Source organism: Klebsiella sp. Shm-1 (assembly GCF_040804525.1).
GTDB lineage: Bacteria > Pseudomonadota > Gammaproteobacteria > Enterobacterales > Enterobacteriaceae > Klebsiella > Klebsiella pneumoniae.
In genome coordinates this window covers 856,526-882,156 of record NZ_CP161823.1, presented here as the reverse complement: position 1 = coordinate 882,156, position 25,631 = coordinate 856,526, and the positions used below count along the sequence as shown (strand labels likewise).

The following is a 25,631-nucleotide window of genomic DNA, read 5'->3' as shown; positions in this document are numbered from 1 at the left end:
AGGGAAATATCATGGCTGAAGTGATTTTCAACAAACTGGAAAAAGTCTACTCCAACGGGTTTAAAGCGGTGCATGGTATCGACCTGAAGATTGCCGATGGCGAATTTATGGTGATCGTCGGCCCCTCCGGCTGCGCCAAATCGACCACCCTGCGCATGCTGGCGGGCCTGGAGACCATCAGCGGCGGCGAGGTGCGGATTGGGGACAAAATCGTCAACAACCTGGCGCCTAAATCCCGTGGCATCGCGATGGTGTTCCAGAACTACGCCCTCTATCCGCATATGACGGTGCGCGAAAACCTCGCCTTCGGCCTGAAGCTGAGCAAGCTGCCGAAAGCGCAAATCGACAGACAGGTGGAAGAAGCGGCGAAAATTCTCGAACTGGAAGAACTGCTCGATCGCCTGCCGCGCCAGCTCTCCGGTGGCCAGGCGCAGCGCGTGGCGGTGGGCCGGGCGATCGTCAAAAAACCGGACGTCTTCCTGTTCGACGAACCGCTCTCCAACCTTGACGCCAAGTTGCGCGCCTCGATGCGGATCCGCATTTCCGATCTGCATAAGCAGTTGAAAAAATCTGGCAAACCGGCGACCACCGTCTACGTCACCCACGATCAGACGGAAGCGATGACCATGGGCGACCGCATCTGCGTGATGAAGCTCGGCCACATTATGCAGGTTGATACCCCGGACAATCTCTACCACCAGCCGAAAAATATGTTTGTCGCCGGGTTTATCGGCGCGCCGGAGATGAATATTCGTCCCAGCCAGTTGGTTGAGCACGGTGGTCGCCTGCATTTGACGCTGGGCGATCAGCGGCTGCCGCTCAACGATCGGCTGCAAAGCAAAGTTGAAACCCATAAGAATCAGCAGGTGTTCTTTGGCGTGCGCCCGGAGTTTGTCTCTCTCTCCGATGAACCGTTTGCCGAAGGTTCCTGCGCGGGTGAAATGGTACGCGTAGAAAACATGGGACATGAATTCTTTGTTTATCTCAGGGTTGCTGATTATGAGCTGACCGCCCGCGTGCCGTCGGACGATGCGAAGCCGATGATTGCCAAGGGACTGAATCGCAAAGTCTATTTCACCTTTGATCTCAACAAGTGTCACATCTTTGACGCCAAAACCGAACAGAACCTCTCTCTGTGAACCCTGGAGCATAACAATGAAAAACGTGCTGATAAGCGCCACCCTCTCCGCCACCCTGGGCCTTAGCGCCTTCTCTTCGCTAGCGCAGGATGTCGACCTGCGTATGTCCTGGTGGGGGGGCAACGGCCGCCATCAGGTCACCCTCAAGGCGCTGGAGGAATTCCACAAACAAAACCCAGACATCAACGTCAAAGCAGAATACACCGGCTGGGACGGCCATCTTTCACGCCTGACCACCCAGATTGCCGGCGGTACCGAGCCTGACGTGATGCAGACCAACTGGAACTGGCTGCCGATCTTTTCGAAAAATGGCGATGGCTTTTACGATCTGAATACCCTGAAAGACGAGATCGACCTCAGCCAGTTCGACGCCAAAGAACTGCAGTCCACCACGGTCAACGGCAAGCTTAACGGTATTCCAATTTCCGTCACCGCCCGCGTCTTCTACTTTAACGACGAAGCATGGAAAAAGGCGGGCATCCCCTTCCCGAAAACCTGGGATGAACTCATGGCGGCGGGAAAAACTTTCGAAAGCAAGCTCGGGAAACAGTACTACCCGGTGGTGCTCGAACACCAGGACGTGCTGGCCCTGCTCAACTCTTATATGGTGCAAAAATACAATCAGCCGGCCATCGATGAGAAAGGGCGAAAATTCTCCTACAGCAAAGCGCAGTGGGCGGATTTCTTCGGTATGTATAAGAAGCTTATCGACAGCCATGTGATGCCGGACACCCGCTACTATGCCTCCTTCGGCAAGAGCAACATGTACGAAATGAAGCCGTGGATCCAGGGCGAATGGGGCGGGACCTACATGTGGAACTCCACCATCAACAAATATTCCGATAACCTGAAGCCGCCGGCGAAGCTGGTGCTGGGGGAATACCCGATGCTGCCGGGCGCCACCGATGCCGGACTGTTCTTCAAGCCCGCGCAAATGTTGTCGATTGGCAAATCGACGAAAAACCCGCAGGCGGCGGCGAAAGTGATTAACTTCCTGCTGAACAGCAAAGAAGGGGTGGATATTCTTGGACTGGAGCGCGGCGTGCCGCTGAGTAAAGCGGCGGTCACCTACCTGACCGAGGATGGGGTAATCAAAGCCGACGATCCGGCGGTGTCCGGCCTGAAGCTGGCGCAATCCCTGCCCACCGCTCTGCCGGTCTCCCCGTACTTCGACGATCCGCAGATCGTCGCCCAGTTCGGCACCACCCTGCAGTACATCGACTACGGTAAAAAGTCGGTGGAAGAAGCGGCCGAGGACTTCCAGCGCCAGACCGACCGCATTCTGCGCCGCGCGATGCGCTAACCTGCCCGTCTGAACTCTCCCGCGGCGCACGCCGCGGGAGGGTCTGCCAGACGGCCCTGTCAGAAGAAATATTTAAAGCGCACCCGGGCGCCGTAGCGTTCATCGGGATTCCCGCTCTTCGCTGCCGTGGAATCGAGCCACGAGGCATAGGCGCCAAGGTAAATATTGAAGTTCGGCATCGCCATGATATTCGGCAACTGCCAGGAGGTGTGCAGGGTATGGATGTCATAGCGCCCCGGCGCCAGGATAGCGCAATCGCCATCGCATTCGCTGGTCACCCCGGCCATATTGAACTGGTCGATTTTATTGTGCGCATAGATATAGCCCAGCTCCACGCGATGCCAAAGGGCGTTGATCCCGGCGCTGAAGTCGGTTTCGTCCGCCGCGTCCAGCAGGGCGGTACTCAGATTAACCACCGCCCCATCCTGCGGATCGCTTTTCAGGGTGTTCCAGCTCATGGTCAGCCCGTAGCCGGTGCGGTTTGACTGGTCGACCCAGCGTCCGCTCTGGCTCTGATAGCCGTAAGCGTTGTTGACGAGATTGCTCTCTATCGCCGCGGCCGCCGACCAGGCGCCGGACTGCCACGCCGCCACCGGCCGCACGTACACCACATTTTTGCGGTTTTCCAGCGCGTTACCATGATAGTTCTGATCGACAAACAGCGAACTGCCGTCCTCCACCAGGGTGTTAACTTCGAAATACCAGTTATCCACCGTTTTGCTAAACAGAAGGTTACCGCCGCTGCTGCTGCGCCCGCGCCCCTCTTTCATCATGTAAATATAGCCATAGCCATCGGAATAGAGATCGTTGGCGGTATTACCTGAATATTCAATAAAAGTATCCTGATTCAGCGGGAACATATCCCATGCTTCAAAGCGGCCTATTTTTATTTTCCAGTCATCCTGCTGGCCGAAGAAAAATACCGCATCATCAAGATTCATTTTGCCATCCATATCCGCCAGAGGCTGCACGCTGAATCCGGCATATTGCCCGTCGGCGCCATTCCGTCTGCCATCGAAACCCAGCAGAATACGACCGTTAATATCCCAGCGCTCTTTATCGCCGGGCGCCCAGCTTTTATTCGCGCTGGTTTTGACCGACGTCAGACTGCCGGTGCGACTGGCGCCATCGAGGTTAAATTCGACGTCGCCATAAAATTTTAATTCGCCATTGTCATTTAGCTGCAAACGCGGCGAAGCAGGCGCCGCGCGGGCGACCGTCGCGGCCTGCTGCTGGCCTTTCAGCGTCTTAATTTCCGCCTCTGCGCTGGCGGCGCGCGCCTCCGTCGCCTTTAGCCGCTGCTCCATTTGCGCCAGTCGCTCCTCCAGCGATAACGGCGCCTGCGCCATAACGGATGGCAGATACAGAGACGTCAGAAAACACCCGACCCAGATTTTATTCATCGGTAAACCCTTTTATTATGGAATGAACTGAATTTTTTATTAATGGGTAACGCACGACGATGCAGGCAATAATAACCCGCCCATCGTCAAAGACGGGTTATTAACGACAACAGCCTTATTATTATTCGAGCTGCCAGGCGCCGGCTTCGGTTAATGCCGCCGAGCCGCTCCAGGCAAATAACGCTAATTCACGGTGGGGAGCCTGCGGATAGATACGGCTGCTCAGGCAGGCTTCGCCGTCATTGACAAAAACCTCCACCGAAGAGCTATCGAAAAATATTCGCAGGTTGAGATCCGCCCCGGCGGTCAACGGCACGCTGCGCGTCCCGCACAGGCCATACTGCGGATAATGCCGCTCCAGCACCAGACGCTGCTGTTGGGCATCCACGTAGATGCGCAGGCCATCGCCAAAGCGCAGACCATACTGCTCGGCGCTGCTGCGGGCGCAGTCCCAGCGCAGATTCACCTCCATCGCCTCGCAGTTGTCGACCATCGTCGTCTGCTGGTTGTTCAGGGTGCTGACCGGCCACGGGAACCAGGCGCCGCGCAGGCTCTCCACTTCTTTCGCCGGGCGCATCTGCAGGCGGTCATCCGCGCTCAGGCTCAGCTCGCGCGGCAGGGAGAGCATGCCCGCCCAGCCGTCCTGCTGCTCCGGCAGCGGCGATTCCCACATATCCAGCCAGCCAATCACGATCCGCCGGCCATCGGGGGTGGCGAAGCTTTGCGGGGCATAGAAATCGTGGCCGTTATCCATCTCCCGGAATTCGCCATGGCGAATAAAATGCTGGCCTGGCTGCCACTCGCCGATCAGATAGCCGCTCTGGAACAGATTGCGGTTGCTGAAACCCGCGGCCTGCATCCCCTGTGGGGAAAACATCAGAACGCGTTTGCCGTTGAGGGTGAAGAAGTCCGGGCACTCCCACATATAGCCCATGGTGCTTTCCGCTTCATCCAGCACCCCCGCGTCCTGCCACTGGCGCAGATCGGCTGAACGGTACAGCCGCACCTGGCCGGTATCGCCTTCGCGCGCGCCGACGATCATGTACCAGCTATCTCCCTCACGCCAGACCTTCGGGTCACGGAAGTGGTGCATACCCGGCGGGGTGTCGACCACCATCCCCTGACGCTCAAAGTGGATCCCGTCGCGGCTGGTGGCCAGACACTGCACCTGATACAGATTGGCTTCGTCGCCAGGATCGCCGTGGAACTTATGCCCGGTGTAAATCAGCGCCAGGGTATCGCCATCGACCACCGCCGAGCCGGAAAAGCAGCCGTCTTTATCCTCCGGGCCCTCCGGCGCCAGGGCTACCGGCAAATGCTCCCAGTGCACCAGATCCTTACTGCGCGCGTGCCCCCAGTGCATCGGTCCCCACTGGGTGGAGTACGGGTGATGTTGATAAAAGGCATGGTACCAGCCGTCGAACCACACCAGACCGTTTGGGTCGTTGATCCACCCGGCGCGGGCCGCCAGGTGATAGTGCGGATACCAGCGCAGATTCAGCGCCTGGCGTTGTGTCTGGAGAACCTGTTCAGCCCGGGAGATTGTGTAAGTCATCATTTTCACTCTTTTTGATTCAGATAGCGGTAGGTTGCGACACCAGCGGATCGGCGGAGGATTTGCCGGAGCGCAACAAGAAGATGGAAATAAAGGTGGTGCAGAACACCAGCAGGCCCATGATCAGGTAGGACTGGGCGAAGCCATATTTTTCATAGCTGTAGCCCGCCAGCGGCGACAATACGCTGGCGATAATCGAGCTGGTGCAGGCGAAGCCCACCAGATAGAGGGTGGAGGAGAGACGTTTATCGAAGTTGAGGCTGTTGTACTTAAAGATAGCCACCAGCAGTATCGGCAACTCCACCGCGTGCAGCAGTTTGGTGATGGAGATCAGCAGCGGCCCCTCCACCAGACCGGAGGCCACCATGCGCATCGCCATCACCATGCCGGCGAAAATCAGACCGTTTTTGGCGCCGATGCGGTTCACCAGCCACGGCGCGCAGAACATGCCGGCCGCCTCGAGGAACACCTGGAAGGAGTTGAGGTAGCCATACATCTCATTGCCTTCCTGCAGGGTCGCGAACTGCGATGAGAAATAGACCGGGAACTGCTGGTCATAGACGCCGTAAATGCAGGTGCCGATGACGAAGAAGACCAGCGCCCAAAAGCGCGGCAGCGTCAGCAGGCGCAGCGCATCTTCGAGGGTCACCTTACCGCCCGATACCGCCTCCTGCATCGCATGCGGCGCCGAGGAGACCCGCAGACGCGCCAGCAGGATAAAGAACACCAGCCCGGAACAGCTGGCGACGAGGAAGTTAAGCTGCGGATTGATGTTAAACAGCAGGCCGGCGAAAAAGGTGGCCACCGCCCAGCCCAGCGAGCCCCACATCCGCGCCCTGCCGAATTCAAACTGGCTCTGACGCGCCACGCGCTCGGTGTAGGATTCCAGCACGCCAATGCCGCCGTTAAAGGTCAAACCGATATAGATCCCGCCGAAGATGCTGCCCAGCAGGACGTTGATTTTCAGCAGGTGGCCGAACAGCAGATACGCCGGACCAGAGAGGATCAGCAGCGCGGTGATATACCAGAGCAGATGTTTGCGCAGCCCCAGCTTGTCCTGGATAAATCCATAGCAAACTTGCGCAAACAGCGCGGAAACCGACAGTACGGCATAGATAATACCGGTATCGCCTGCCTTCAGCCCAACCTCCTGGTGAAGCCAAATAGAGAGCAAGGAGCCGGATGACGACCAGGTCACGAAAAAGAAAAACAGTAAGGCACTGAGCAACGGGTAGCTGTGTGAGTGAGGCGCTTTCATCATGACATTCTCGTGTTAGAGGAATGCAATTATGGTAACGTTAACAAAAAACAAAACGCAGGTGGATTCGCTGCGATATATGATGTTAATCACAAAAGTTAACGTTAACATAATGAAGATGCGATCGCGATCAAAAATCAACCGCAACATAGCTCACGACGGCGATAGCAGAAAATCGTTTCACTCTTTTACATCAGCGACTTAGTTGTATAGCCTGTACTCTGCGGCAATGGCGGAGGAAAAAATGGCGTCCCTGAAAGATGTAGCAAAACTGGCGAATGTATCTCTGATGACCGTCTCACGGGCGCTGAACACCCCGGAGCGGCTGAAGCCTGAGACGCTGGCCCGCGTGCAGGCCGCCATCGCCGAAACCAACTACGTCCCCGACCTGTCGGCGAAGAAGATCCGCGGGGCGCGCGCAACCCCCAGCACCATCGGCGTGCTGGCGCTGGATACCGTGACCACGCCCTTTTCGGTGGAGATCACCCTCTCGATCGAAGAGACGGCCCGCGCCCACGGCTGGAACAGCTTTGTGGTCAATATGTTTTCTGACGATCGTCCGGAAGCGGTGGTCGACCTGCTCCTCTCCCATCGTCCGGACGGCATTATCTTTACCACCATGGGCCTGCGCCAGGTACCACTGCCGGAAAAACTGCTGACTCTGCCCTGCGTGCTGGCCAACTGCGAAAGCCTCAGCCAGCCGGTGGCCAGCTATATCCCGGACGATGAACAGGGGCAGTACGACGCGGTGAAAGCCCTGCTTGCCGCTGGCTATCGTCGTCCGCTGTGCCTGCACTTACCCGCCAGCCAGCCGGCGACGATCCGCCGCCGCCTGGGGCTGGAGCGCGCCTGCCGGGAGGCCGGTATCGAACCGGACCATCTGAGCCATTCGTATATGGGCCAGGGCGATGAGCATTACCACGATATCCCGGCGGTGGTGCTGGCGCATATCCGCGAGGGTAAACCTGGCTTTGACTCAGTGATCTGCGGCAACGATCGCATCGCGTTTATGGTCTATCAGACGCTGCTGGGCCAGGGGTTACGCATTCCACAGGACGTGGCGGTCGTGGGATACGACAACATGGTGGGCATTGGCGATCTGTTTCTACCGCCGCTCTCCACAGTGCAACTGCCGCATTATGACATCGGGCGCCTGAGCGCCCTGCATATCATTCACGGCGACAACCATCGGGAGACGCGCAAAGTCGCCAGCCCGTGGTTGCCGCGCGCCTCACATTAACGATTACCGATGTTGCGCAGCTTCTCGCCCGCCATCAGGTTGCGCTCAATGTGCTCGAGGGTGACATTCTTGGTTTCCGGGATCAGCCAGAAGGTGATGCCGATAAAGGCCACGTTGAGCGCCGTGTAGAGCCAGAAGGTGCCGGCGGCGCCAATCGCGTCAAGCAGCGTCAGGAAAGTGGCGCCGATGATCATGTTCGACACCCAGTTGGTGGTGGTCGAGCAGGTGATACCGAAGTCGCGGCATTTTAGCGGCTGGATCTCGGAGCAGAGGATCCACACCACCGGCGCCGCGCTCATCGCATACCCGGCAATACACATCATGGTCATGCCGACGGAGAGCCAGGAGAGGCCGCTGGATGCGGTGCCATTGTCGAACTGCATCAGGCAGTAGCCCAGCACCAGAGTGCCCAGCGCCATCACGCTAAAGCCGATTTTCAGCGCTGGCTTGCGGCCCGCTTTATCCACTGTGAACACCGCAATAAAGGTGGCAAACATAAAGGTCAGGCCCACCACCAGGGTGGCGATCATCTGCTGTTCAGTAGTGGTAAAGCCCGCCATTTTAAAGATACGCGGCGCATAGTACATGATGATGTTCATGCCGGTGAACTGCTGCATCGCCTGCAGCAGCATGCCCAGGAACACCGCCCGGCGCACGTTACGATTGACCTTAAACAACGCCCAACCGCCCTGCTTCAGCTTGAGGCTCTCACGGATCTCGTTAAGCTCGTCGCGCGCCTTTTCCGAGGTATCGCGCAGCATCCGCAGCACTTCTTCCGCTTCGATATGGCGTCCCTTCTCCGCCAGCCAGCGCGGGCTGTTCGGCAAAAAGACGACCAGAATGATCAGGATCACCGCCGGCAGCGCCAGCACGCCCAGCATGGCGCGCCAGTTACCGCTGTAGCTAAAGGCGGTATCGGAAAGAAACGCCAGCACAATGCCAAGGGTGACCATCAGCTGATACATACTGATCATTTTCCCGCGCACGTTCTCGCTGGCCATCTCGGAGAGGTACAGCGGCGCGGTATAAGAGGCAATCCCGACTGCCACGCCCAACACCACGCGGGCCACCAGCAGCACCTCCACGCTGGCGGCAAAAGCGGATCCGATAGAGCCGGCCACAAAGAGTACGGCCCCCGCCATCAGGCTGTATTTACGGCCAAGGCGGAACGACAGCCAGCCGTTAAACAGCGCGCCTATCGCCGCCCCCAACATCATGCTGCTAACCACCCACTCCTGAAGCTGGCTGGATAAGGTGAAATGGTCGGTTATAAAGGGCAACGCTCCGGATATCACGCCGATATCCAGGCCAAAAAGCAAGCCCGCCACCGCCGCGGCGATGGAAACAAACCAGTTCATCCGCCGGGTATCACGTTGCGTCCGCGGCGATAATGTAGAGTCGTTACTGATTGAAGTCATTTTTTTCCTGCCACACAGAGTAAGACATAAGACGAAAGTACGTGACTGGTGGATGAATGGGTCAGGCAGGATAAGCCAAAGATATGGACTATATTGCTGGCAGGATGGGTTTTGTGATGGACATTAAACTTTCAAAGTAACAAAAAATGCGTTTCCAATAGTTAATAACCCTGTTTATACAGAGCGGTAACATTATACCCGTATTCCGGAGTATGGACGATCCGCACTTTTGCGTATGGACAATAATTGCTCAGATGGCCGGAGCGATACGACAGACCCCGGCCATCGCGGACGGTTAGCGCGCCAGCCAGCCGCCGTCCACCGCCACCGTGTAGCCATTGATGTAATCGGAGGCTGAGGAGGCAAGGAACACGACTGGCCCCATCAGATCGGCCGGTAGCCCCCAGCGCCCGGCGGGAATGCGATCGAGGATTTCGCTGCTACGCTGCTCGTCGGCGCGCAGCTGCTGGGTGTTGTTGGTCGCCATATACCCCGGGGCGATGGCGTTGACGTTGATGTTGTGTTTGGCCCACTCGTTGGCCAGCAGGCGGGTGACGCCCATCACCGCGCTTTTGGATGCGGTATACGACGGCACGCGGATCCCCCCCTGGAACGACAGCATGGAGGCGATGTTAATGATCTTCCCGCCGCTGCCCTGGGCGATAAAGTGTTTCGCCGCCGCCTGGGACATAAAAAATACGCTCTTGATGTTGAGGTTCATCACGTCGTCCCAGTCTTTTTCGCTGAACGCCAGCGCGTCCTCGCGGCGAATCAGGCCGGCATTGTTGACCAGAATATCAATATGGCCGAACTCCGCCACCGCCCGCTCCAGAAGCTGAGGAATACCGTCGATCTGGCGCAGGTCGGCGGTCAGGCTAAGAAAACGGCGTCCCAGCGCGGTTACCCGCTCGATAGTCTCCACCGGTTCGACGATATTGATACCGACAATATCGCAGCCCGCTTCCGCCAGCCCGAGGGCCATCCCCTGACCTAAACCGGTATCGCATCCGCTCACGACGGCCACTTTTCCCTGCAGGGAGAATGCATCAAGAATCATATTATGTTCCTTAGTCGTTCAGAGCCTGCTGTTTGCAGGCAAGGTTCTCTCGGCCCGGTCCGCGCCGGCGGCGCGACTGAGCGTGGGGCGAACTCTCGGGCATAGCCCACCATAATGAAAATAAAACAGAGTTCCGTTTTGCTGATGGGTGCCATCTTAGCCCCGCCCCCAGCCATTTTCAATATTATTTAAAACGATGTTTCATTTTTTATGATGATGATTACAAAAAAAGAAAAAGCAAAGGAGCCTCCCGGCACGCGCCAGGCCGGAAAAGGTTTTGAAAAGATGAAGATTCAACCGATTGTCTGCAGAGGTGCCGAAGCGAAGCCAGCAGCCCGCTGAAAACGCGGGAATTACGCTGAACTGCGTGAGCCATCACAAATAATGAAACAATGTTTTGATAAATTAATACCCGTCTTTTAAAACATATCACTCAGCGACACGCCTCTGGTCCAGCGGCATCGCAGGAAAGAAAGGAGCACTACATGGCTAAAGGCATGCGGGTCAAACTGAATTATCACGTCAGCCACGATCCGGATACCGGGGCGGAAGTCACCCGCTTAACCCCCCCGGAGGTCACCTGTCATCGCAACTACTTCTATCAGAAGTGCTTTTTTAACGATGGCAGCCATTTACTGTTCGCCGGCGAGTTTGACGGCCACTGGAACTACTATCTGCTGAATATCGCCAGCGCCGAGGCCGTCCAGCTAACCGAAGGCGCCGGGGATAACACCTTCGGCGGCTTCCTCTCCCCGGACGATAAGTCGCTTTATTACGTGAAAAATGACCGCACCCTGCTGGAGGTGAATCTGACCACCCTCGTTGAGCGCGAAGTTTATCGCGTCAGCGATGACTGGGTCGGCTACGGCACCTGGGTGGCAAACAGCGATTGCAGCAAACTGGTGGGCATTGAGATTGCCAAAAGCGACTGGACGCCACTCAACGACTGGCAGATTTTCCATGATTTCTTCCATAAAGGACCGCACTGCCGCCTGCTGCGCGTCGACCTGCGCAGCGGTGAGAGCCAGGTGATCCATGAGGAAAAAATCTGGCTGGGACACCCGATCTATCGTCCCTTCGACGACCATACCGTCGCCTTCTGCCATGAAGGGCCGCACGATCTGGTGGACGCCCGCATGTGGCTGGTCAACGAGGATGGCAGCCATGTTCGCAAAGTCAAAGCGCATGCTCCAGGCGAAAGCTGTACTCATGAATTTTGGGTGCCGGACGGTTCGGCGCTGATCTACGTCTCCTATCTGAAAGGCCAGCAGGGGCGGACGATCTATCGCTTTGATCCCGAAAGCGGCGTCAACGAGGCCCTGATGACGATGCCGGCCTGCTCGCATCTGATGAGCAATTTCGATGGCACGCTGCTGGTAGGCGATGGCTCAGGTACACCGGTGGATGTCAAGGATACCGGCGGCTACTCCATTGATAACGATCCCTGGCTGTATGTCTTTAACGTGGCGGAAAAGCGCTACTTCCGCGTCGCGCGCCATGATACCTCGTGGGCGACGGTGGCCAACAGCCGCCAGGTAACGCACCCGCACCCCTCATTTACCCCGGACGATAGCGCCATTCTGTTCAGCTCCGATAAAGACGGTAAACCGGCCATCTATATCGCGAAATTACCCGCGCACCCGTCAATGCTGAGCGCCTGATCCACGCCACACTTCTTTCTGTAACTGGCCTTGCCCTCCTTCATGGAGGGCTTTTTTTGTCCCTTCTCTTTCCCCCATAAAAAAACCCCGGCTGACGGCGCCGGGGAAAACAAACGATGAGGGATGAATGGTCGGTCAGAACGAGTAAGCCACCCCAACGCGGAAGCGGGTCTGACGATCGCTGCGGTCATTGACCCCGACGTTGCCAATTTCGCCATACGGCGACCAGTTATTATCCAGCTTATAGGCCACCTTCACGTTATATTCCTGCGAGTAGGGTTTATTGTCGTTGCGGCTGACCCCTTCCGAGCTGCGGGCATAGACATAGTTCAGCTCTGTACGCCAGTCGCCGAGGACAAATCCGGCCCACGCGTCGCCGCGGTTAACTTTGTCATCATCTTTGCCGGCGTTGTTCGGATAGCGGGTGTATTCATAGCGATAGCGAGCGGCGACATAGAAGCCGTTGTCGAAGCTGTACTGCGCGTGCAGGTGCGGCTTGTAGATGGAGCGGCTGTCGTTGCTCTCAATGGTAAACCCGGGGGTGAGGAAAAAGTTCGACGTTGCTTTCCAGCGCCAGCTGATGGTGTCTTCATGACCATTGCCCACCACGTCCGAATAGGGTTGCGAACCGTTGTCGCCACCCGAACGCCATTTGGCCTCGACGGTAAAGCCTAAGCCGTTGGCAAAGCGGTGAGAAACGGAGACGCGGTCAGCATTACTTTTATCACTCTTTCCGCCATCAATAAATTCATGACGTAAATCTATCGTTACCGCGGTTGCCGCAAAAGACATACCGCAGAGGGCGGCGAGAACCAGAGATCGTTTTAACATAGGGTACCCTTACAATAAATAAAATGACATTTCGTTTTTATGAAACATCATTTTATTTTTTAGACACCATAGTTTTAGTGACCAGGATCGTAGTTATTTGTTTCAAAAAAGGTGGCACAACAAGACGTGACGAAGCTCAATAATTTCGCCGGGGAGAGTGAAAGAGGGAGGGGAAAAATAAGGGTTCGGCAAAGCACGGCGCATAAAAAAGGCCTCCCGCAGGAGGCCATGGAAATCGAGGTATAGCGCTATGCGCGTTCTACCGCCAGCGCCACGCCCTGACCGCCGCCAATGCACAGCGTCGCCAGACCTTTGCGGGCATCGCGCTTGATCATTTCATGCACCAGCGACACCAGAATCCGGCAGCCGGAGGCGCCGATGGGGTGGCCGAGGGCGATCGCGCCGCCGTTGACGTTGACCCGGCGCTCATCCCACTCCAGTACCCGGCCAACCGAGATCGCCTGAGCGGCAAAGGCCTCATTGGCTTCGATCAGATCGACGTCGTCCAACCGCCAGCCGGCCCGCTCCAGACAGCGACGGGTGGCATGCACCGGGGCAATGCCCATCAGCGCCGGATCGACGCCGACGCTGGCGAAGGCGCGGATCCGCGCAAGGATCGGCAGCCCCAGCTCCAGCGCTTTAGCCTCGCTCATCATCATTACCGCCGCCGCGCCGTCATTGATGCTTGAGGCGTTGCCGGCGGTTACCGATCCAAGGCGATCGAAGGTGGGCTGCAGGCTGGCCAGCCCTTCCGCGCTGGCATCCACCCGCGGTTGTTCATCGGTATCCACGGTGCGCGCCGCGCCGTTATGCTCGGTGACAACCGGGACGATCTCATCGCGAAAGCGACCGGAATCAATCGCCTTGCGCGCCTTATGCTGTGAGCTGAGCGCCCAGGCGTCCTGCAGCTCGCGACTGATGCCAAATTCCCGGGCCAGGTTTTCCGCCGTGACGCCCATATGATAATCGTTGAAAGCATCCCACAGCCCATCATGCACCAGACTGTCAATCAGCTGGCTGTTGCCCAGCTGGGCGCCGGTGCGGCTGTCGGTAAGCACATGCGGAGCGCGGCTCATATTCTCCTGGCCGCCAGCGATCACCACGTCCGCTTCCCCGCACTGGATCGCCTGGGTAGCGAGGTGCAGAGCCTTCAGGCCGGAACCGCAGACATCGTTAATTGTGATAGCCGATACGGTGTTAGGCAGCCCACCGCGAATAGCGGACTGACGCGCCGGATTTTGTCCGGTCCCCGCGGTCAGCACCTGGCCGAGGATCACCTCATCCACGCTGTGCGGATCGATTCCCGTCTTCTCCACCAGCGCCTTCACCACCACGCTCCCCAGCTCGACGGCTGAATGGCGCGATAATGCGCCCTGAAAGCAGCCAATCGGCGTTCGCAGCGCGCCGACGATCACGACATCCTTCATCCTCTACCCCTGCCCATGCATTTGCGCAAAGAAACAGCGATATACTAGATAATTGTTATCAAAAAACTTTGTAATTGTTTAAAAAAAGTGAAGCCAATCACAAAGAAATAGCTATTCGTTAACGTTCACGCCGCTGCAGATGCTGACGCAGCCAGCTGCCGGCCGCTCCCGGCGGCGCTTTCTTATTCCACAGCAGATCGACTGAAATTGCCCGCGGCCAGCCGGGGATATCGAGCGCCACCAGCCCGCCCTGCGGCGCAAACTCCGCCACCAGCGCGCTGGGCAGAATGCACCAGCCGAACCCCTGCGCCGCCATGCTGAGCAGCAGCAGGTAGTTTGGCGCCGACCAGACCTGGCCTGCGGCAGGTTCGGTGGCGCTGGCCAGAAAGGTGCTCAAACGCAGCTCGCGCCAGCTGCGCAGCTCATCCCAGGCGACCTTACCCTGCGCCGCCAGCGGATGGTCAGGGGCTACATAAATGCCCATCGCCGTCTGCAGCGGCAGGCGGGTGCTGCCGATATCGGTGGGGTAGCGCTCCCTCGCCTCAATCAGCCCCACCTGGGCGCGGGATTTTTGCAGGAGATCGATCACATCCTCGTCTTCGCCAATCAAACACTCAAACTCGGTATGAGGAAAGCGGCGGTCAAACTGCACCAGCAGATCTTCCAGCACGTCCGGGTGCAGAGTATCGGAGAGCACGAAGGTCAGCCGCGGCTCCGTCTCGCCGGACAGCGACACAGCCAGTTCGTCCAGCCGCTCGCTGGCGGCAAGAATCGCTTTGACATAGCTCAGCACCTGCTCCCCCTGCGGGGTCAGCGTCGGTTGCCGCGTTGCCCTGTCAAAGAGGATTACGCCGAGATCGGCCTCCAGATTGGCGATGGCGGTACTGATCGTCGACTGACTTTTCCGCAGGCGGCGGGCGGCGGCGGAGAACGATCCGCTGTCGACCGCCTCGACAAAGGCGGTTAAGGCTTCCGGTGAATAACGCATGATGTATCTACAATATCGATGGTTCCTATCTTTTGTTTATCATATTTTTCCATAAACTGCCGGGTAATTTCCTGTTCAGGCTAAAACTGGAGGTAGCTCGCCATGCAACAGACCCCACATCAGCGCAAGACGCTCACCGAACGCGTTATCCACGCCATCACCTTCGAAGGACTGGCGACGCTGATCCTCGCCCCTACCGCCGCCTGGCTGATGCAGCGCTCGGTAGTGGAGATGGGCGGACTGAGCATTCTGCTCGCCACCCTGGCGATGGTATGGAACATTATCTATAACGCGGCGTTCGATCGCCTGTGGCCGGTCTCCCGCTTCCCCCGCCAGCTGAAAGTACGCGCCCTGCACGCGCTCGGTTTCGAAACCGGATTCGTCATCATTGGCGTCACCATGGTGGCGATCGTGCTGGGCGTCTCGCTGCTGCAGGCGTTTATGCTGGAGATCGGTTTCATGCTTTTCTTCCTGCCCTACACCATGGCCTTTAACTGGGTATGGGACACCCTGCGCGAGCGCGTTATTCGTCACCGCCGCCCGCGCCAGACGGCGCGCGGTTAATCCCGGCGCGGATCTTCGACGATCCGCCGCGACTTTATCACCAAAAACTATCGCAACAGACGAACCATAAATATGGTAAATTGCACTCCTTTTTTTTGGTTTGACGGTTGATAAAGTCGCATAATGTCTAAAATTTGGTCTAAAGAAGAAACTCTATGGAGTTTTGCCTTATATGGCACTGCAGTAGGCGCTGGGACGCTATTTCTACCGATCCAGCTGGGTTCGGCTGGCGCCATTGTGCTGTTCATCACCGCGCTGGTCGCCTGGCCGCTCACTTACTGGCCCCACAAAGCGCTGAGCCAGTTTATTCTCTCGGCCAATATCGCGCCGGGAACCGGGATCACCGGCGCAGTTAATCACTACTATGGTAAGAAAATTGGCAACCTGATCACCGGCCTCTATTTCCTTGCCTTCTTTGTGGTGGTGCTCATCTACGCCGTGGCCATCACCAACTCGCTGGCCGAACAGGTGGCGCATCGCACGCCGATGACCCCAGGGCTGCGTGCGCTGCTGAGTCTGGGGGTCGTGCTGGTCCTCAACCTGATCTTTCTCATGGGACGGCAGGTCACCATCAAGGTGATGGGCTTTCTGGTCTTCCCGCTTATCGCCTGTTTCCTGTTTCTCTCCCTCTATTTAATCCGCGACTGGCATCCGGAGCATCTCACCAGCCAGATGCAGTTCAGCCCGCAGACGCTCCACCAGGTCTGGATCTCTATTCCCGTGATGGTTTTCGCTTTTAGCCATACGCCGATCATCTCGACTTTTGCTATCGATCAGCAGGAGAAACACGGCGACCTGGCCATGGGTAAATGCAAAAAAATCATGAAGGTGGCCTACACCATCATCTGCGCCAGCGTGCTGTTTTTTGTCTTCAGTTGTCTGCTGGCGATCCCGGCAACCTATATAGAGACCGCCCGCGATCAGGGGGTGACTATCCTCTCCGCCCTGTCGATGGTGCCAGGCGCGCCGGGATGGCTGGCGGTGACCGGCATCATCGTCGCCGTCGTCGCTATGTCGAAATCGTTTCTCGGAACCTACTTCGGAGTGATTGAAGGCGCCAGCGAAATCGTCAAAAGCTCGCTGGGCCTGCTGGGCGTGCGTAAGAGCCGCGCTTTCAACCGCGCGATGTCGATCCTGCTGGTCTCCGCCTTCACTTTTGCGGTGTGCTTTATCAACCCGAATGCGATCTCAATGATCTACGCTATCAGCGGACCGCTTATCGCCATGATCCTGTTTATTATGCCCACGCTGTCGACATGGCTCATTCCGGCGCTGAAGCCGTACCGCTCGGTGGGTAACGCCATTACGCTGGTGGTTGGCCTGCTCTGCGTGTCGGTGATGTTCTTCGGCTAATCCCCTCTGGCGACAGCGGCTGCCTGAGCTGCTGTCGCACATTCTGACAATATTCTCCCCCTTGCCTTCCTTGTGAGCGGATTACACTTACGGCTTAGCCACCGTGAGGAGAGTTCTTATGTCCAGTGTCACCTTATCCGGTCGCGGCACGCTCGGCGATCGCCAGGTCTATCGCTTAGGTTACGGCGCGATGCAGCTGGCCGGCCCCGGTGTTTTCGGCCCGCCCAAAGATCCCGAAGAGGCGGTGCGCGTCCTGCAGGCCGCCGTCGAGGCCGGGGTAAACCATATCGATACCTCTGATTTTTACGGTCCGCATGTGACCAATCAATTGATCCGCAAAGCGCTCCATCCCTATCCTGACGATCTGTGCATTGTCACCAAGGTCAGCGCCCGCCGTGACGAGAAAGGCAACTGGCTACCGGCCATGTCGCCCGCCGAACTGACCCAGGCCGTTGAAGACAATTTGCGTCACCTGGGGCTTGAGGTACTGGAAGTGGTTAATCTGCGCAGTATGCTGAGCCCGCACGGCCCGGTGGAGGGTTCGCTGGAGGCGCCACTCGCCACCCTGCTGGAACTGAAAGAGCGAGGATTAATCCGCCATATCGGCCTCAGCAACGTGACGGCAAAGCAGGTCGCGGATGCGCAGAAAATGACACCCATCGTCTGCGTGCAAAACCTTTATAACGTTGCCCATCGCGCCGACGACGCGCTGGTGGATGCGCTGGCCGCCCAGCACATCGCCTGGGTGCCCTTTTTCCCGCTGGGCGGTTTTACGCCGTTGCAGGCGCAGGAGTTGAACGAGGTCGCGGCTTCGCTTGAGGCGACGCCGATGCAGGTCGCCCTCGCCTGGCTGCTCCAGCGAGCGCCAAATATTCTGCTGATCCCCGGCACCTCCTCCCGCACGCACCTCGCGGAAAATATTGCCGCTGCCGAGCTGGTCCTGCCCGCGGAAGCGCTGCGCACCCTCGATAATATCGCCACCGCCGCGCGCCGCTGACCTGCCAGACAAAATGGAGGGAACCCTATCCCTCCTCAATATTTGCCTGGAAAAACCTCACCGCTACTGGCACTATAGATCCTACAAATGGGGCGTGATCGACGATCGTTCTCTCATTATCCCCGTTAATTAAACTTAATTTTTTATCCTTCGACCGGTCTCCAGCTTGGAGGCCGTTGTCGTTTTTGTCATGACCAAAATTCGAAACTCGTGATTACAGGAAATACAATATCAAATTCCAAGTTTATACATATCAATCTGGCTGCAAAGATAGTCAATAACATCAAACGCTCATAAAAACATCTGATTAACCCAATCAGAATGTTGCTATTGCTATAAGAAAAATCAAACGCCTCACGACAACTATTTACAAGGGATGCATATGACAGAGGGAACGATAAAGACCAGTAAGTATGAAATTATTGCTATTTTCAGAGAGGAGTTGCGCAAACGTACTGAAATTGAAATATTTTTTAACAACACCAGTATCATAACCCAACTGACGCGCGTGGACTTTGCCGAGTTTCATATTCAGACCCATCGCAAAATCCCGTCCGGGCATAAAATTCGCTTTCTCCTGCATAGCGATTCAGGGAAAATAGAGTTTAATGCGGCCCTGACAAAACATGACAATAGCGGTGTCGATAAAGGTATCCGCTACGCTTTTTCATTGCCTGAATGCCTGCAGGTAGTGCAGCGTCGCCGCGATCCCCGCTTTCGTTTACGCCATGAGCATGACTTTTATTGCCGCGGCCGCCATAAAAACGGCGAAAACTATCTTTTCGATATCAAAGACATTTCAGATGGCGGTTGCGCATTGATGACCAAAACGCCGAATCTTAAATTTCTCAGCCACAACGCCTTACTGAAAAACGCCGTACTTATGCTTGCAGAATATGGCGAGATCACCATCGACCTGGTGGTCAAAAATGTCATTGTTATCACCCTGGATAACGCTAATGAAGAGAGTGAGAGCTACTATCAGATATCCTGCCAGTTTAAGTTCCGCCATCTCGATGACCAGCGCAGAATAGAGAAGATACTGCTGGACCTGATCTTAGAAGCCAAGCGCAAAAAGAGAATCTGACAACCTTGGACAGTATATTGCTGTACACCAATGACAATCTCATTGGTCACTCAATCTATCACTACCTTATTGATAGCCATGAAAATGCCACCCGTCTGAGTTATGCCGATGTCATCCATGAGAAACATCTGCCACTGGCCCAGACGATTATTTTCAATTTAATTAATAAGGATATTTCTGCCATCAGGATCGTCGATCTGCTGAATGCGCTCCGCCTTTCCCTGCTGCGCTGCCAGCAGCCGGTGCTAATGGTGAAAAGCGACATTGTCGGGCTGTGCAGAGAGTTGATAAACTTTGACAACGCTATGATTATTAGTGAGAAATCTCCGCTAACTCTTTTTTCATCTATCGTCCAACGCGCCAAAGGCGTCAGCGAACTGCCGCCGCGAGGATTGCGCAAACAGCTTTCACCACGGGAGTGTCAGATCCTCGAACTGCTCATTGCCAACAATAATAATAAGCGTATTGCCGCCCTGCTCGGCATTGCTCATAAAACGGTTCATAGCCACCGCATCCATATCATGCAAAAACTGGGTATTGATAATTCCCGCACTATGAATCAGCGTATTGCCGCTCTCCATCAATGCTAAATGTTCTCCCGGTAAATCAGTAGCGGATAAAGCGTACTTATTCGCTGTTGATTTACATTTCCCGCCATTCCCATTAATCATCAGGTAGCCTATAATTAATGTATCCTCTGCCTATTGTCTGACTAACCTCGTGAAGAGGGATAATGAACACTAAAATATTCGAAGACAACATTTTATCTCGTAATGATATCGCTGTACGCTACGTCTTTCAGAAAATGTTTTCCCCACAAGGTACTCTGGTCGCGGTGGAATGCTTAAGCCGCTTTGATAATCTTTCTATTTCCCCCGAAGATTTTTTCCGCCATGCTACCGCCGCCGTTCGTGAACGTATTTTTCTCGAACAACTGGCACTGATTGAAAAGCATAAAGCCTGGTTTTTACGTAACCATATTTCCGCAACAATTAACGTTGATGACCATATCCTTAACCTGTTGCGCCAGAAGGATATAAAAGCCAAAATCGCCGCCCTGACCTGCGTCCATTTCGAGGTAACCGAAAACGCCGAGAATCTGCTGCATAATTCTCTTGCCGCCTGGCAGAGCCCACAGGATACCTCACTGTGGCTCGACGACTTCGGCTCCGGCTACGCGGGAATTAACGCTATTCGCGGTTATCACTTTGACTATGTGAAAATTGATAAGGATTTTTTCTGGCACCTGATGCGCAAAGAGTCCGGCCGCCAGCTGATGGATGCGCTGGTGACCTTTTTATCGCGCAACCATCATAATGTGATTATTGAAGGTGTCGAAAGCGAAGCCCATAAAGAATGGCTGCAGGGAATGGAGTGGTTTGCTATCCAGGGACATTACTGGCGGGAAGTCAGTATTGAACAACTGGTCGCCGATGATATTGCCATGTAAAAAAAGCCGGGAATTCCCGGCTTTTTAACGTCACTTAATTATAAACTAATTCCCACGTTGCCCAGCTGGTAATCGGCCCGCTGGTGGCGCTTTTCGGCGTTGGCGAAACATAGCCAACGTAATAGGTGAACAGGCCGCCGCTGACCGCGCTTTCCTGCAAACGCACCTGATTTTGCTGCGGGTCCGCCGGGACAATTTTATTACTCTTATCCAGCGTATTATTATCGTTAGTCGATAGCGCCAGATAAATATTCTGCGCTCCATCCGGCAAGGTATTGGCCAGATACCCGGCGTTTTCGTTACCGACCGCCGTCAGTAAAAAACCATCGACCCAGCGCACGCTGACCCGACGCACCTCATCCTGCGAGGCTGCCCCACCATCATGGCGCAGCTGGCAGTTTGACAGTGCCAGGGTAAACGGCTGCGGTTTCATAAACGCCCCGGCCCCGCGATCGTGGACTTCCGCCAGGCTGACCGGCGCCAGCCAGACATTACCGCTGCCGGCATGCTGGCCGCCGTTTAGCGCGACGCTACAGGAAATATCCGTCACCCGCCCGGCAAAATCGACCCGTCCGCGATCGTAATTGGTCTCAAAACCCCACGCCGAGGGGGCGGCGAGGCTGCCGCAAAATAGCAGCCACGCGATAGTGTTTTTCGGCAATCCCTTCATTCCCCCTCCCGTATTAATCGTACGTCAGGTTAAAGATCATATGCGACTCCACCTCGCCGGTGCTGGTCGTCGGGCCATACTGATAAAAACGCGCGTGCAGCGGTATGGTGATGTAGCGGGTCTCCTGATTATTCAAGCGGCCGACGGTGTATTTCTTATTAAACTGCAGCGGGGAGCCATCCTTCAGCACCTGGATGCCAATGCCTTTCGCCATCCCGCTGCCGGCTTTTTCATTCAGCAAGGCGCCCATGGTAGCGGTAGTGCTGGTGGCCAGGGTACCGGAGAACGAGGTGCTAATGTTGGCATATCCCGTTTCACTCAGGCCGCCGCTGCACTGCAGGTCGATATTAAAATCCTTCCCGCCGGCGGTGGTGCCGACCCCTTTCAGGTCGGTGCGCCGGATGGAACCCACATCGACATTCATATTTTTCCCGCTCAGCACCGAACAGGAGGGCGAGACCACGGTGATGGCGTTGGCGCTCAGATAGGTTTCGAGGATCGGGTTACCGCCGCTCTCCCAGTCGTAGGAGGTGTACTTACCCGCCGCCAGGGTGCCGCTGCCGGTGGTTGCCGCGGTTTTGATAATCTGCAGCGTAAAGCGCGACCCTTCGAGGGAATAGTTGGTGGTGTTATATACCCGGGACGAAAAGACGTCGGGATAGACGATATTTACCGTTGCGCCGCCGCGGCTGAAACGCATGCCGATTCCCGGCACGTTGGTGGAGTAGATTTTATTTCCAAGGTCCGTGGCCCCTGGCGACACGATCTTCGCCGCAAAGCGGTTGGTGCCGGAAGTACAGCGATAGCTTGCCCCGCCGGGAGCGCTCATCGTCCAGTCGCGGGTAAGGATCACCGAGCCCACCGGCAGATCCGGGGGCACCACCACCCTGCCCACCACCATGTCCAGCATCACCGTTGGCGATGAGAGACGCGTACAGGAGGCCCAGGACGAGGTGGTTCCCAGCGCCATTAAGACGATAAAAAGCGTTAGTAATTTCCTCAGCGACATACGCTATCCTTTGTTGTTTGCTGTCCCAGATCCACCGAACACTGCCCGCCGCTCCACTTCACAATCGCGCGTTTGGCGTTCGCATCGCTGATAAACATCATGCTGCCCTGGCCGACAACGCCGATCTCCTTGCCGTCGGGGGAGAAAATACTTGCCGCAAACGGCAACGGCTCATGGTTCGCCTGGCGCGCCTGCAGGGTGAGGTTGTTCTGCACCTTAGTGCCGAACGCGACCTTAACCACGCTGCCTTCCCACGGCACAACCTGCGCCACGGTGCGATCGAAGGCCACGTCGTCATGACTGCCTTTCGGGTCGATTTCCACGGCGTTAATCCGGTACGGGCGCAGATACGGCAGGATGGCGTAACCATTGCTGTCCACACGGGTGCCCGGCGATCCCGGAAGCATCGCCCCGGCCGCGTCTTTGGCTTCAATCAGGGCCATCGTCGAGCCGCTTTCCGGTGAGAGCACCACGCCGCCGCTGTGGGCGATCATCGTCCCGCTGGCGCCAATGCCGCTCTGACGATAGCCTTCGCCCTGGCTGTAGCTGCCGTTGAGGGTGGTCCATGGCGTACGGTAGCTGCCGTTGAGCGCCACATCATGCTGACCGCCGGTGGCGGTGGTGGTCGACACGCCGTAGTTAAGGTTGTTTTCACTGTCCAGCGAACCGTTGATACCAATCTGCGAGCTGGCAAAGCGCGAGTTATTGAACGAGGTGTTCGACGTCAGGTTGGCGGTGCGGTTATCGCCAAACCACAGCGGGTAGCTGAAGTTGAGTGAAATACGATCGTCGCGACGATGACCGGAGCTGTCTGGCGTATAGACGCGCTGCGCGCTCGCTGACCAGGAGAGACGACCAAATGAATTGTTGTAGCTGACCTGATACTGCTTCTCGGTCCCGGAGCGGTTCCAGTAATCGGAGATACGGCCGCTGAGATAAAACCCGCCCCAGCCGTCCGGCAGGTTCTGGTTCACCGTGAAGGTCATGCCGTTTTTTTGCCGCCACAGGGTGTAGTTGCTGCGACTATTTTTTTCCTGATCGACGGCGTACAGCGCGTCGTTGAGGTTGTAATAACCTTTCGTCGAGTAGCGATACGCCGCCAACACGATGCTGGTCTGGGTATCGGTAAACATGCGGTTAAAGGTCGCGCGATAGCTCTGACCCGAGTCATCATGGGCATCGCTCTTCAACCGCGAATGGGTGACGTCAAAAGAGAGCGCGCCGATGCCGGTGTTCATCCCGGTCCCCACCAGGAAGGCCTGATAGTCGTCAAAACCGGTGACCCCGGTGTAGCCGGTCAACAGGTTGTTGATCCCGTGCTGCCAGGTCGCCTGATAGAGCATCGGCTTGTTGCGCAGCGCGCTGTCGTCCACTTTACCGGCGGAGAGCGCGTAGCGGGTCATTCCCGGACGCAGCAGCTGGGCGACGGAAGCGTAAGGCACGCTAAACACTTCTACCGAGCCATCCGCTTCTTTCACCGAGACCTCAAGATCGCTGCCATAGCCGGAAGGATAGACATCCTGCAGGGTAAACGGTCCGGGCGGAACGGTGGTCTGATAGATAATATTGCTGCCCTGACGCACGGTGACGAGGGCGTTGCTCTGCGCCACGCCGCGAATTTCCGGAGCATACGAGCGCATGCCGTCCGGGAACATATTGTCATCGGTGGAAAGATTAACCCCGCGCAGACCGATGGTGTCGAAAAATTCACCATTGGTGAAAATCTGCCCGCCGCTGACGATGGAGTTGAGCTGTGGGATAGGGCGCTGGAGATAGGTCTGGTTGCTGTTCCAGTGCGCTTTACCCTGCTGCTGCTGCCAGTTCAGGTTGCCGATGTGCTTCAGCAGCCAGCCGTCCCACGACAGACCGGCGTTGACGCCCAGATAGGCGCTGCTGTTATCCGACCCGCCTACCGAAGAGGTATGGCTGTTCCAGGCGTTCGCCATCCAGCCAAGATTGAGCGCGGTAATACCTTTGTCCCAGAACTCCGGGCTGACATAGTTTTTCAGGCGTTGATCTTCATAGATCTGCGGTACCGAAATGTTCAACCGCAGGGAGGACTGGACCAGGTTGTCTTTGACGTTTTCTTCGTTGCGCCAGGATTTGAGGCTACCGCAGTAGCCCTCCTGCTCGCTCAGCTGCGGATTGAGCTTTTCCGCCGCGATGCCATATTGGGCCAGCATCGCTTTGGTGTAGCAGACGCCCAGCCGACCATCTTTATCGCGCGCGATGCGTAAATCGTAGCGCCCTTTCCACTCGTCGTTGGTGTAGACGTCAAGGGAGTAAGTGCCTTCGGTAATCGCGCTGGTCGAAAAGCGCGACAGATCGACCTTTTCGCGACTGCCGACAATAAAGCCGTCGTTAAACTGATATACCGTTCCCGGGTTTTCCTGTCCGCTGGAAAATGGCGGAAAGCAGCACAGCGCGATGGCGATCGCGGTGCTTAATCTTCCCGGGCAGAATGACCTCTGCTTCATTAGCTTTTCCCTTATTTAACGGCCACTTTCACTGCGACATCGGCGCCATAGTCATTAATGTTGTTAACGGTCAGGGTTTCGCCGCGGTTGACGGCGGAGGAGAGCGCCACCGTTTGCCTGGACTGCGGCGCCAGCATCACGGTTTTGCTGTTCAGGGCTTTACCGCCGTCGCGGGAAATACGGCTGACGGTAATGTAGAACGGCGTCGGGTTGTTGATGGCGAGACCACTGCCGCTGGCGGTCAGGGTCAGCTTCTCGGCCGCCGCATCGCGGTTGCCCAGTCCGGCAGGACGATAAATAAATTTAAAGCGCGAACGGATCGCCAGCTGCAGCACGTTCTGGCCTTCATTTTTCTGATTGGCCACCACCGGCGGAATTTCCAGCAGATTCAGCCACCACAGCGTCTCTTTGTCTTTCGCCAGACCGGCGCTGCTGCCGAGCTTAATACGCAGCGTCTGGCCGCTCTTGGCGTCAACGCGCGAAATCGGCGGGGTGATAATAAACGGGGTGGTAATGGTATCCGGTGTGGCATCGGCATCGCCGTTATCCAGCCAGGCCTGCGCCAGCGCCGGACGGTCGGCGTTATTTGAAAGCTGTACCGTTATTTCTTTTTCATTTCCTGGATAAATAAAGCGGGTACCGTTAACAATAATATTGTTGGCATGGGCCGCAAAACTAAAAATGAAACAGAAAAAAAGGGCAATACGCTTCATGCTGACCTCAGAATAAAAATACAAGCGGCGG

At 56.4% G+C, this 25,631-nt stretch carries 24 protein-coding genes; 11 read left to right on the top strand and 13 right to left on the bottom strand.

What is annotated here, in order from left to right; genetic code table 11:
* Positions 1-11 precede the first annotated feature (11 nt).
* Complete coding sequence (locus AB1E37_RS04375; RefSeq protein ID WP_004149643.1) at positions 12-1,139, top strand: ABC transporter ATP-binding protein; 1,128 nt, start codon at positions 12-14, stop codon at positions 1,137-1,139.
* 16 nt (positions 1,140-1,155) lie between these two features.
* Positions 1,156-2,442 carry an ABC transporter substrate-binding protein gene (locus tag AB1E37_RS04370; RefSeq protein ID WP_002915998.1) on the top strand — a complete coding sequence of 429 codons (1,287 nt, stop codon included), beginning with the start codon at positions 1,156-1,158 and terminating at the stop codon, positions 2,440-2,442.
* A 59-nt stretch (positions 2,443-2,501) separates the two neighbouring features.
* Here AB1E37_RS04370 and AB1E37_RS04365 read toward each other — a convergent pair whose 3' ends face one another.
* From AB1E37_RS04365 to AB1E37_RS04350, 4 genes are all read right to left on the bottom strand, one after another.
* Positions 2,502-3,845 carry a carbohydrate porin gene (locus tag AB1E37_RS04365; protein WP_004149644.1) on the bottom strand — a complete coding sequence of 448 codons (1,344 nt, stop codon included), beginning with the start codon at positions 3,843-3,845 and terminating at the stop codon, positions 2,502-2,504.
* A 121-nt stretch (positions 3,846-3,966) separates the two neighbouring features.
* Positions 3,967-5,400: a glycoside hydrolase family 32 protein gene (locus tag AB1E37_RS04360; protein ID WP_032448084.1), complete on the bottom strand. Its 1,434-nt coding sequence runs from the start codon at positions 5,398-5,400 to the stop codon at positions 3,967-3,969.
* Between the two features lie 19 nt (positions 5,401-5,419).
* The gene (locus AB1E37_RS04355) at positions 5,420-6,661 is read right to left on the bottom strand and encodes an MFS transporter (protein ID WP_002916000.1); all 1,242 of its coding nucleotides are present in this window, start codon (positions 6,659-6,661) and stop codon (positions 5,420-5,422) included.
* Between the two features lie 12 nt (positions 6,662-6,673).
* Entirely contained in the window at positions 6,674-6,808 is a 135-nt protein-coding gene (locus AB1E37_RS04350; RefSeq protein ID WP_004143987.1) for a hypothetical protein, read from the bottom strand.
* 94 nt (positions 6,809-6,902) lie between these two features.
* Here AB1E37_RS04350 and AB1E37_RS04345 point away from each other — a divergent pair, with 94 nt between their 5' ends.
* A complete protein-coding gene (locus AB1E37_RS04345) occupies positions 6,903-7,898 on the top strand; it encodes a LacI family DNA-binding transcriptional regulator (RefSeq protein WP_004181200.1) in 996 nt (331 codons plus the stop codon).
* On the opposite strand, the gene AB1E37_RS04340 is transcribed toward AB1E37_RS04345, so the two are convergent.
* Together AB1E37_RS04340 and kduD are read right to left on the bottom strand one after the other, a co-directional pair.
* Positions 7,895-9,316, bottom strand: coding sequence for a sugar porter family MFS transporter (locus tag AB1E37_RS04340; RefSeq protein ID WP_002916001.1), 1,422 nt, complete (start codon positions 9,314-9,316; stop codon positions 7,895-7,897). The two genes, AB1E37_RS04345 and AB1E37_RS04340, sit on opposite strands and share 4 nt — an antisense overlap.
* A gap of 295 nt (positions 9,317-9,611) precedes the next feature.
* Positions 9,612-10,373 (bottom strand): 2-dehydro-3-deoxy-D-gluconate 5-dehydrogenase KduD, encoded by a 762-nt coding sequence (gene kduD / locus AB1E37_RS04335; RefSeq protein ID WP_002916003.1) that lies wholly within the window; start codon positions 10,371-10,373, stop codon positions 9,612-9,614.
* Positions 10,374-10,583: 210 nt separating this feature from the next.
* Here kduD and AB1E37_RS04330 point away from each other — a divergent pair, with 210 nt between their 5' ends.
* Together AB1E37_RS04330 and AB1E37_RS04325 are read left to right on the top strand one after the other, a co-directional pair.
* Entirely contained in the window at positions 10,584-10,715 is a 132-nt protein-coding gene (locus tag AB1E37_RS04330; protein ID WP_004154563.1) for a hypothetical protein, read from the top strand.
* Positions 10,716-10,858: 143 nt separating this feature from the next.
* Positions 10,859-12,034, top strand: coding sequence for an oligogalacturonate lyase family protein (locus AB1E37_RS04325; RefSeq protein WP_023287970.1), 1,176 nt, complete (start codon positions 10,859-10,861; stop codon positions 12,032-12,034).
* A 135-nt stretch (positions 12,035-12,169) separates the two neighbouring features.
* Here the strand turns inward: AB1E37_RS04325 and ompK26 are convergent, their stop codons facing one another.
* From ompK26 to AB1E37_RS04310, 3 genes are all read right to left on the bottom strand, one after another.
* A complete protein-coding gene (ompK26, locus tag AB1E37_RS04320; RefSeq protein ID WP_002916050.1) occupies positions 12,170-12,865 on the bottom strand; it encodes a KdgM family porin OmpK26 in 696 nt (231 codons plus the stop codon).
* Between the two features lie 248 nt (positions 12,866-13,113).
* Positions 13,114-14,292 (bottom strand): acetyl-CoA C-acetyltransferase, encoded by a 1,179-nt coding sequence (locus tag AB1E37_RS04315; protein WP_002916052.1) that lies wholly within the window; start codon positions 14,290-14,292, stop codon positions 13,114-13,116.
* Between the two features lie 118 nt (positions 14,293-14,410).
* Positions 14,411-15,280 (bottom strand): LysR family transcriptional regulator, encoded by an 870-nt coding sequence (locus AB1E37_RS04310; RefSeq protein WP_032448086.1) that lies wholly within the window; start codon positions 15,278-15,280, stop codon positions 14,411-14,413.
* 102 nt (positions 15,281-15,382) lie between these two features.
* On the opposite strand from AB1E37_RS04310, the gene AB1E37_RS04305 reads away from it, so the two are divergent.
* From AB1E37_RS04305 to mkrJ, 6 genes are all read left to right on the top strand, one after another.
* Positions 15,383-15,844: a multidrug/biocide efflux PACE transporter gene (locus AB1E37_RS04305; RefSeq protein ID WP_002916056.1), complete on the top strand. Its 462-nt coding sequence runs from the start codon at positions 15,383-15,385 to the stop codon at positions 15,842-15,844.
* Between the two features lie 123 nt (positions 15,845-15,967).
* Positions 15,968-17,197: an amino acid permease gene (locus tag AB1E37_RS04300; protein ID WP_002916058.1), complete on the top strand. Its 1,230-nt coding sequence runs from the start codon at positions 15,968-15,970 to the stop codon at positions 17,195-17,197.
* A 118-nt stretch (positions 17,198-17,315) separates the two neighbouring features.
* Entirely contained in the window at positions 17,316-18,194 is an 879-nt protein-coding gene (locus AB1E37_RS04295) for an aldo/keto reductase family oxidoreductase (RefSeq protein ID WP_032440306.1), read from the top strand.
* Positions 18,195-18,576: 382 nt separating this feature from the next.
* Positions 18,577-19,281: a transcriptional activator MrkH gene (gene mrkH, locus AB1E37_RS04290; RefSeq protein WP_004152886.1), complete on the top strand. Its 705-nt coding sequence runs from the start codon at positions 18,577-18,579 to the stop codon at positions 19,279-19,281.
* A gap of 17 nt (positions 19,282-19,298) precedes the next feature.
* The gene (mrkI, locus tag AB1E37_RS04285) at positions 19,299-19,871 is read left to right on the top strand and encodes a transcriptional regulator MrkI (protein WP_002916079.1); all 573 of its coding nucleotides are present in this window, start codon (positions 19,299-19,301) and stop codon (positions 19,869-19,871) included.
* A 143-nt stretch (positions 19,872-20,014) separates the two neighbouring features.
* Positions 20,015-20,731, top strand: coding sequence for a phosphodiesterase MrkJ (mkrJ, locus tag AB1E37_RS04280; protein ID WP_004149658.1), 717 nt, complete (start codon positions 20,015-20,017; stop codon positions 20,729-20,731).
* A gap of 34 nt (positions 20,732-20,765) precedes the next feature.
* On the opposite strand, the gene mrkF is transcribed toward mkrJ, so the two are convergent.
* From mrkF to mrkB, 4 genes are read right to left on the bottom strand one after another with little or no spacing between them, the layout of a single operon-like run.
* On the bottom strand, positions 20,766-21,401 hold the full coding sequence (gene mrkF / locus AB1E37_RS04275; RefSeq protein WP_002916122.1) for a type 3 fimbria minor subunit MrkF: 636 nt from the start codon (positions 21,399-21,401) through the stop codon (positions 20,766-20,768).
* A 13-nt stretch (positions 21,402-21,414) separates the two neighbouring features.
* Positions 21,415-22,410 carry a type 3 fimbria adhesin subunit MrkD gene (gene mrkD / locus AB1E37_RS04270; RefSeq protein WP_002916123.1) on the bottom strand — a complete coding sequence of 332 codons (996 nt, stop codon included), beginning with the start codon at positions 22,408-22,410 and terminating at the stop codon, positions 21,415-21,417.
* Positions 22,401-24,887, bottom strand: coding sequence for a type 3 fimbria usher protein MrkC (mrkC, locus tag AB1E37_RS04265; RefSeq protein WP_000813718.1), 2,487 nt, complete (start codon positions 24,885-24,887; stop codon positions 22,401-22,403). The genes mrkD and mrkC overlap by 10 nt, the downstream gene beginning before the upstream one ends.
* 11 nt (positions 24,888-24,898) lie before the next feature.
* Complete coding sequence (mrkB, locus tag AB1E37_RS04260; RefSeq protein WP_014599251.1) at positions 24,899-25,600, bottom strand: type 3 fimbria chaperone MrkB; 702 nt, start codon at positions 25,598-25,600, stop codon at positions 24,899-24,901.
* Positions 25,601-25,631 lie beyond the last annotated feature (31 nt).

Excerpts from the sequence above, each read along its gene's own strand:
- AB1E37_RS04375 (WP_004149643.1), top strand. The coding sequence starts at position 12 with ATGGCTGAAGTGATTTTCAACAAACTGGAAAAAGTCTACTCCAACGGG.
- AB1E37_RS04370 (WP_002915998.1), top strand. The coding sequence starts at position 1,156 with ATGAAAAACGTGCTGATAAGCGCCACCCTCTCCGCCACCCTGGGCCTT.
- AB1E37_RS04365 (WP_004149644.1), bottom strand. The coding sequence starts at position 3,845 with ATGAATAAAATCTGGGTCGGGTGTTTTCTGACGTCTCTGTATCTGCCA.
- AB1E37_RS04360 (WP_032448084.1), bottom strand. The coding sequence starts at position 5,400 with ATGACTTACACAATCTCCCGGGCTGAACAGGTTCTCCAGACACAACGC.
- AB1E37_RS04355 (WP_002916000.1), bottom strand. The coding sequence starts at position 6,661 with ATGATGAAAGCGCCTCACTCACACAGCTACCCGTTGCTCAGTGCCTTA.
- AB1E37_RS04350 (WP_004143987.1), bottom strand. The coding sequence starts at position 6,808 with ATGTTGCGGTTGATTTTTGATCGCGATCGCATCTTCATTATGTTAACG.
- AB1E37_RS04345 (WP_004181200.1), top strand. The coding sequence starts at position 6,903 with ATGGCGTCCCTGAAAGATGTAGCAAAACTGGCGAATGTATCTCTGATG.
- AB1E37_RS04340 (WP_002916001.1), bottom strand. The coding sequence starts at position 9,316 with ATGACTTCAATCAGTAACGACTCTACATTATCGCCGCGGACGCAACGT.
- kduD (WP_002916003.1), bottom strand. The coding sequence starts at position 10,373 with ATGATTCTTGATGCATTCTCCCTGCAGGGAAAAGTGGCCGTCGTGAGC.
- AB1E37_RS04330 (WP_004154563.1), top strand. The coding sequence starts at position 10,584 with ATGATGATGATTACAAAAAAAGAAAAAGCAAAGGAGCCTCCCGGCACG.
- AB1E37_RS04325 (WP_023287970.1), top strand. The coding sequence starts at position 10,859 with ATGGCTAAAGGCATGCGGGTCAAACTGAATTATCACGTCAGCCACGAT.
- ompK26 (WP_002916050.1), bottom strand. The coding sequence starts at position 12,865 with ATGTTAAAACGATCTCTGGTTCTCGCCGCCCTCTGCGGTATGTCTTTT.
- AB1E37_RS04315 (WP_002916052.1), bottom strand. The coding sequence starts at position 14,292 with ATGAAGGATGTCGTGATCGTCGGCGCGCTGCGAACGCCGATTGGCTGC.
- AB1E37_RS04310 (WP_032448086.1), bottom strand. The coding sequence starts at position 15,280 with ATGCGTTATTCACCGGAAGCCTTAACCGCCTTTGTCGAGGCGGTCGAC.
- AB1E37_RS04305 (WP_002916056.1), top strand. The coding sequence starts at position 15,383 with ATGCAACAGACCCCACATCAGCGCAAGACGCTCACCGAACGCGTTATC.
- AB1E37_RS04300 (WP_002916058.1), top strand. The coding sequence starts at position 15,968 with ATGTCTAAAATTTGGTCTAAAGAAGAAACTCTATGGAGTTTTGCCTTA.
- AB1E37_RS04295 (WP_032440306.1), top strand. The coding sequence starts at position 17,316 with ATGTCCAGTGTCACCTTATCCGGTCGCGGCACGCTCGGCGATCGCCAG.
- mrkH (WP_004152886.1), top strand. The coding sequence starts at position 18,577 with ATGACAGAGGGAACGATAAAGACCAGTAAGTATGAAATTATTGCTATT.
- mkrJ (WP_004149658.1), top strand. The coding sequence starts at position 20,015 with ATGAACACTAAAATATTCGAAGACAACATTTTATCTCGTAATGATATC.
- mrkF (WP_002916122.1), bottom strand. The coding sequence starts at position 21,401 with ATGAAGGGATTGCCGAAAAACACTATCGCGTGGCTGCTATTTTGCGGC.
- mrkD (WP_002916123.1), bottom strand. The coding sequence starts at position 22,410 with ATGTCGCTGAGGAAATTACTAACGCTTTTTATCGTCTTAATGGCGCTG.
- mrkC (WP_000813718.1), bottom strand. The coding sequence starts at position 24,887 with ATGAAGCAGAGGTCATTCTGCCCGGGAAGATTAAGCACCGCGATCGCC.
- mrkB (WP_014599251.1), bottom strand. The coding sequence starts at position 25,600 with ATGAAGCGTATTGCCCTTTTTTTCTGTTTCATTTTTAGTTTTGCGGCC.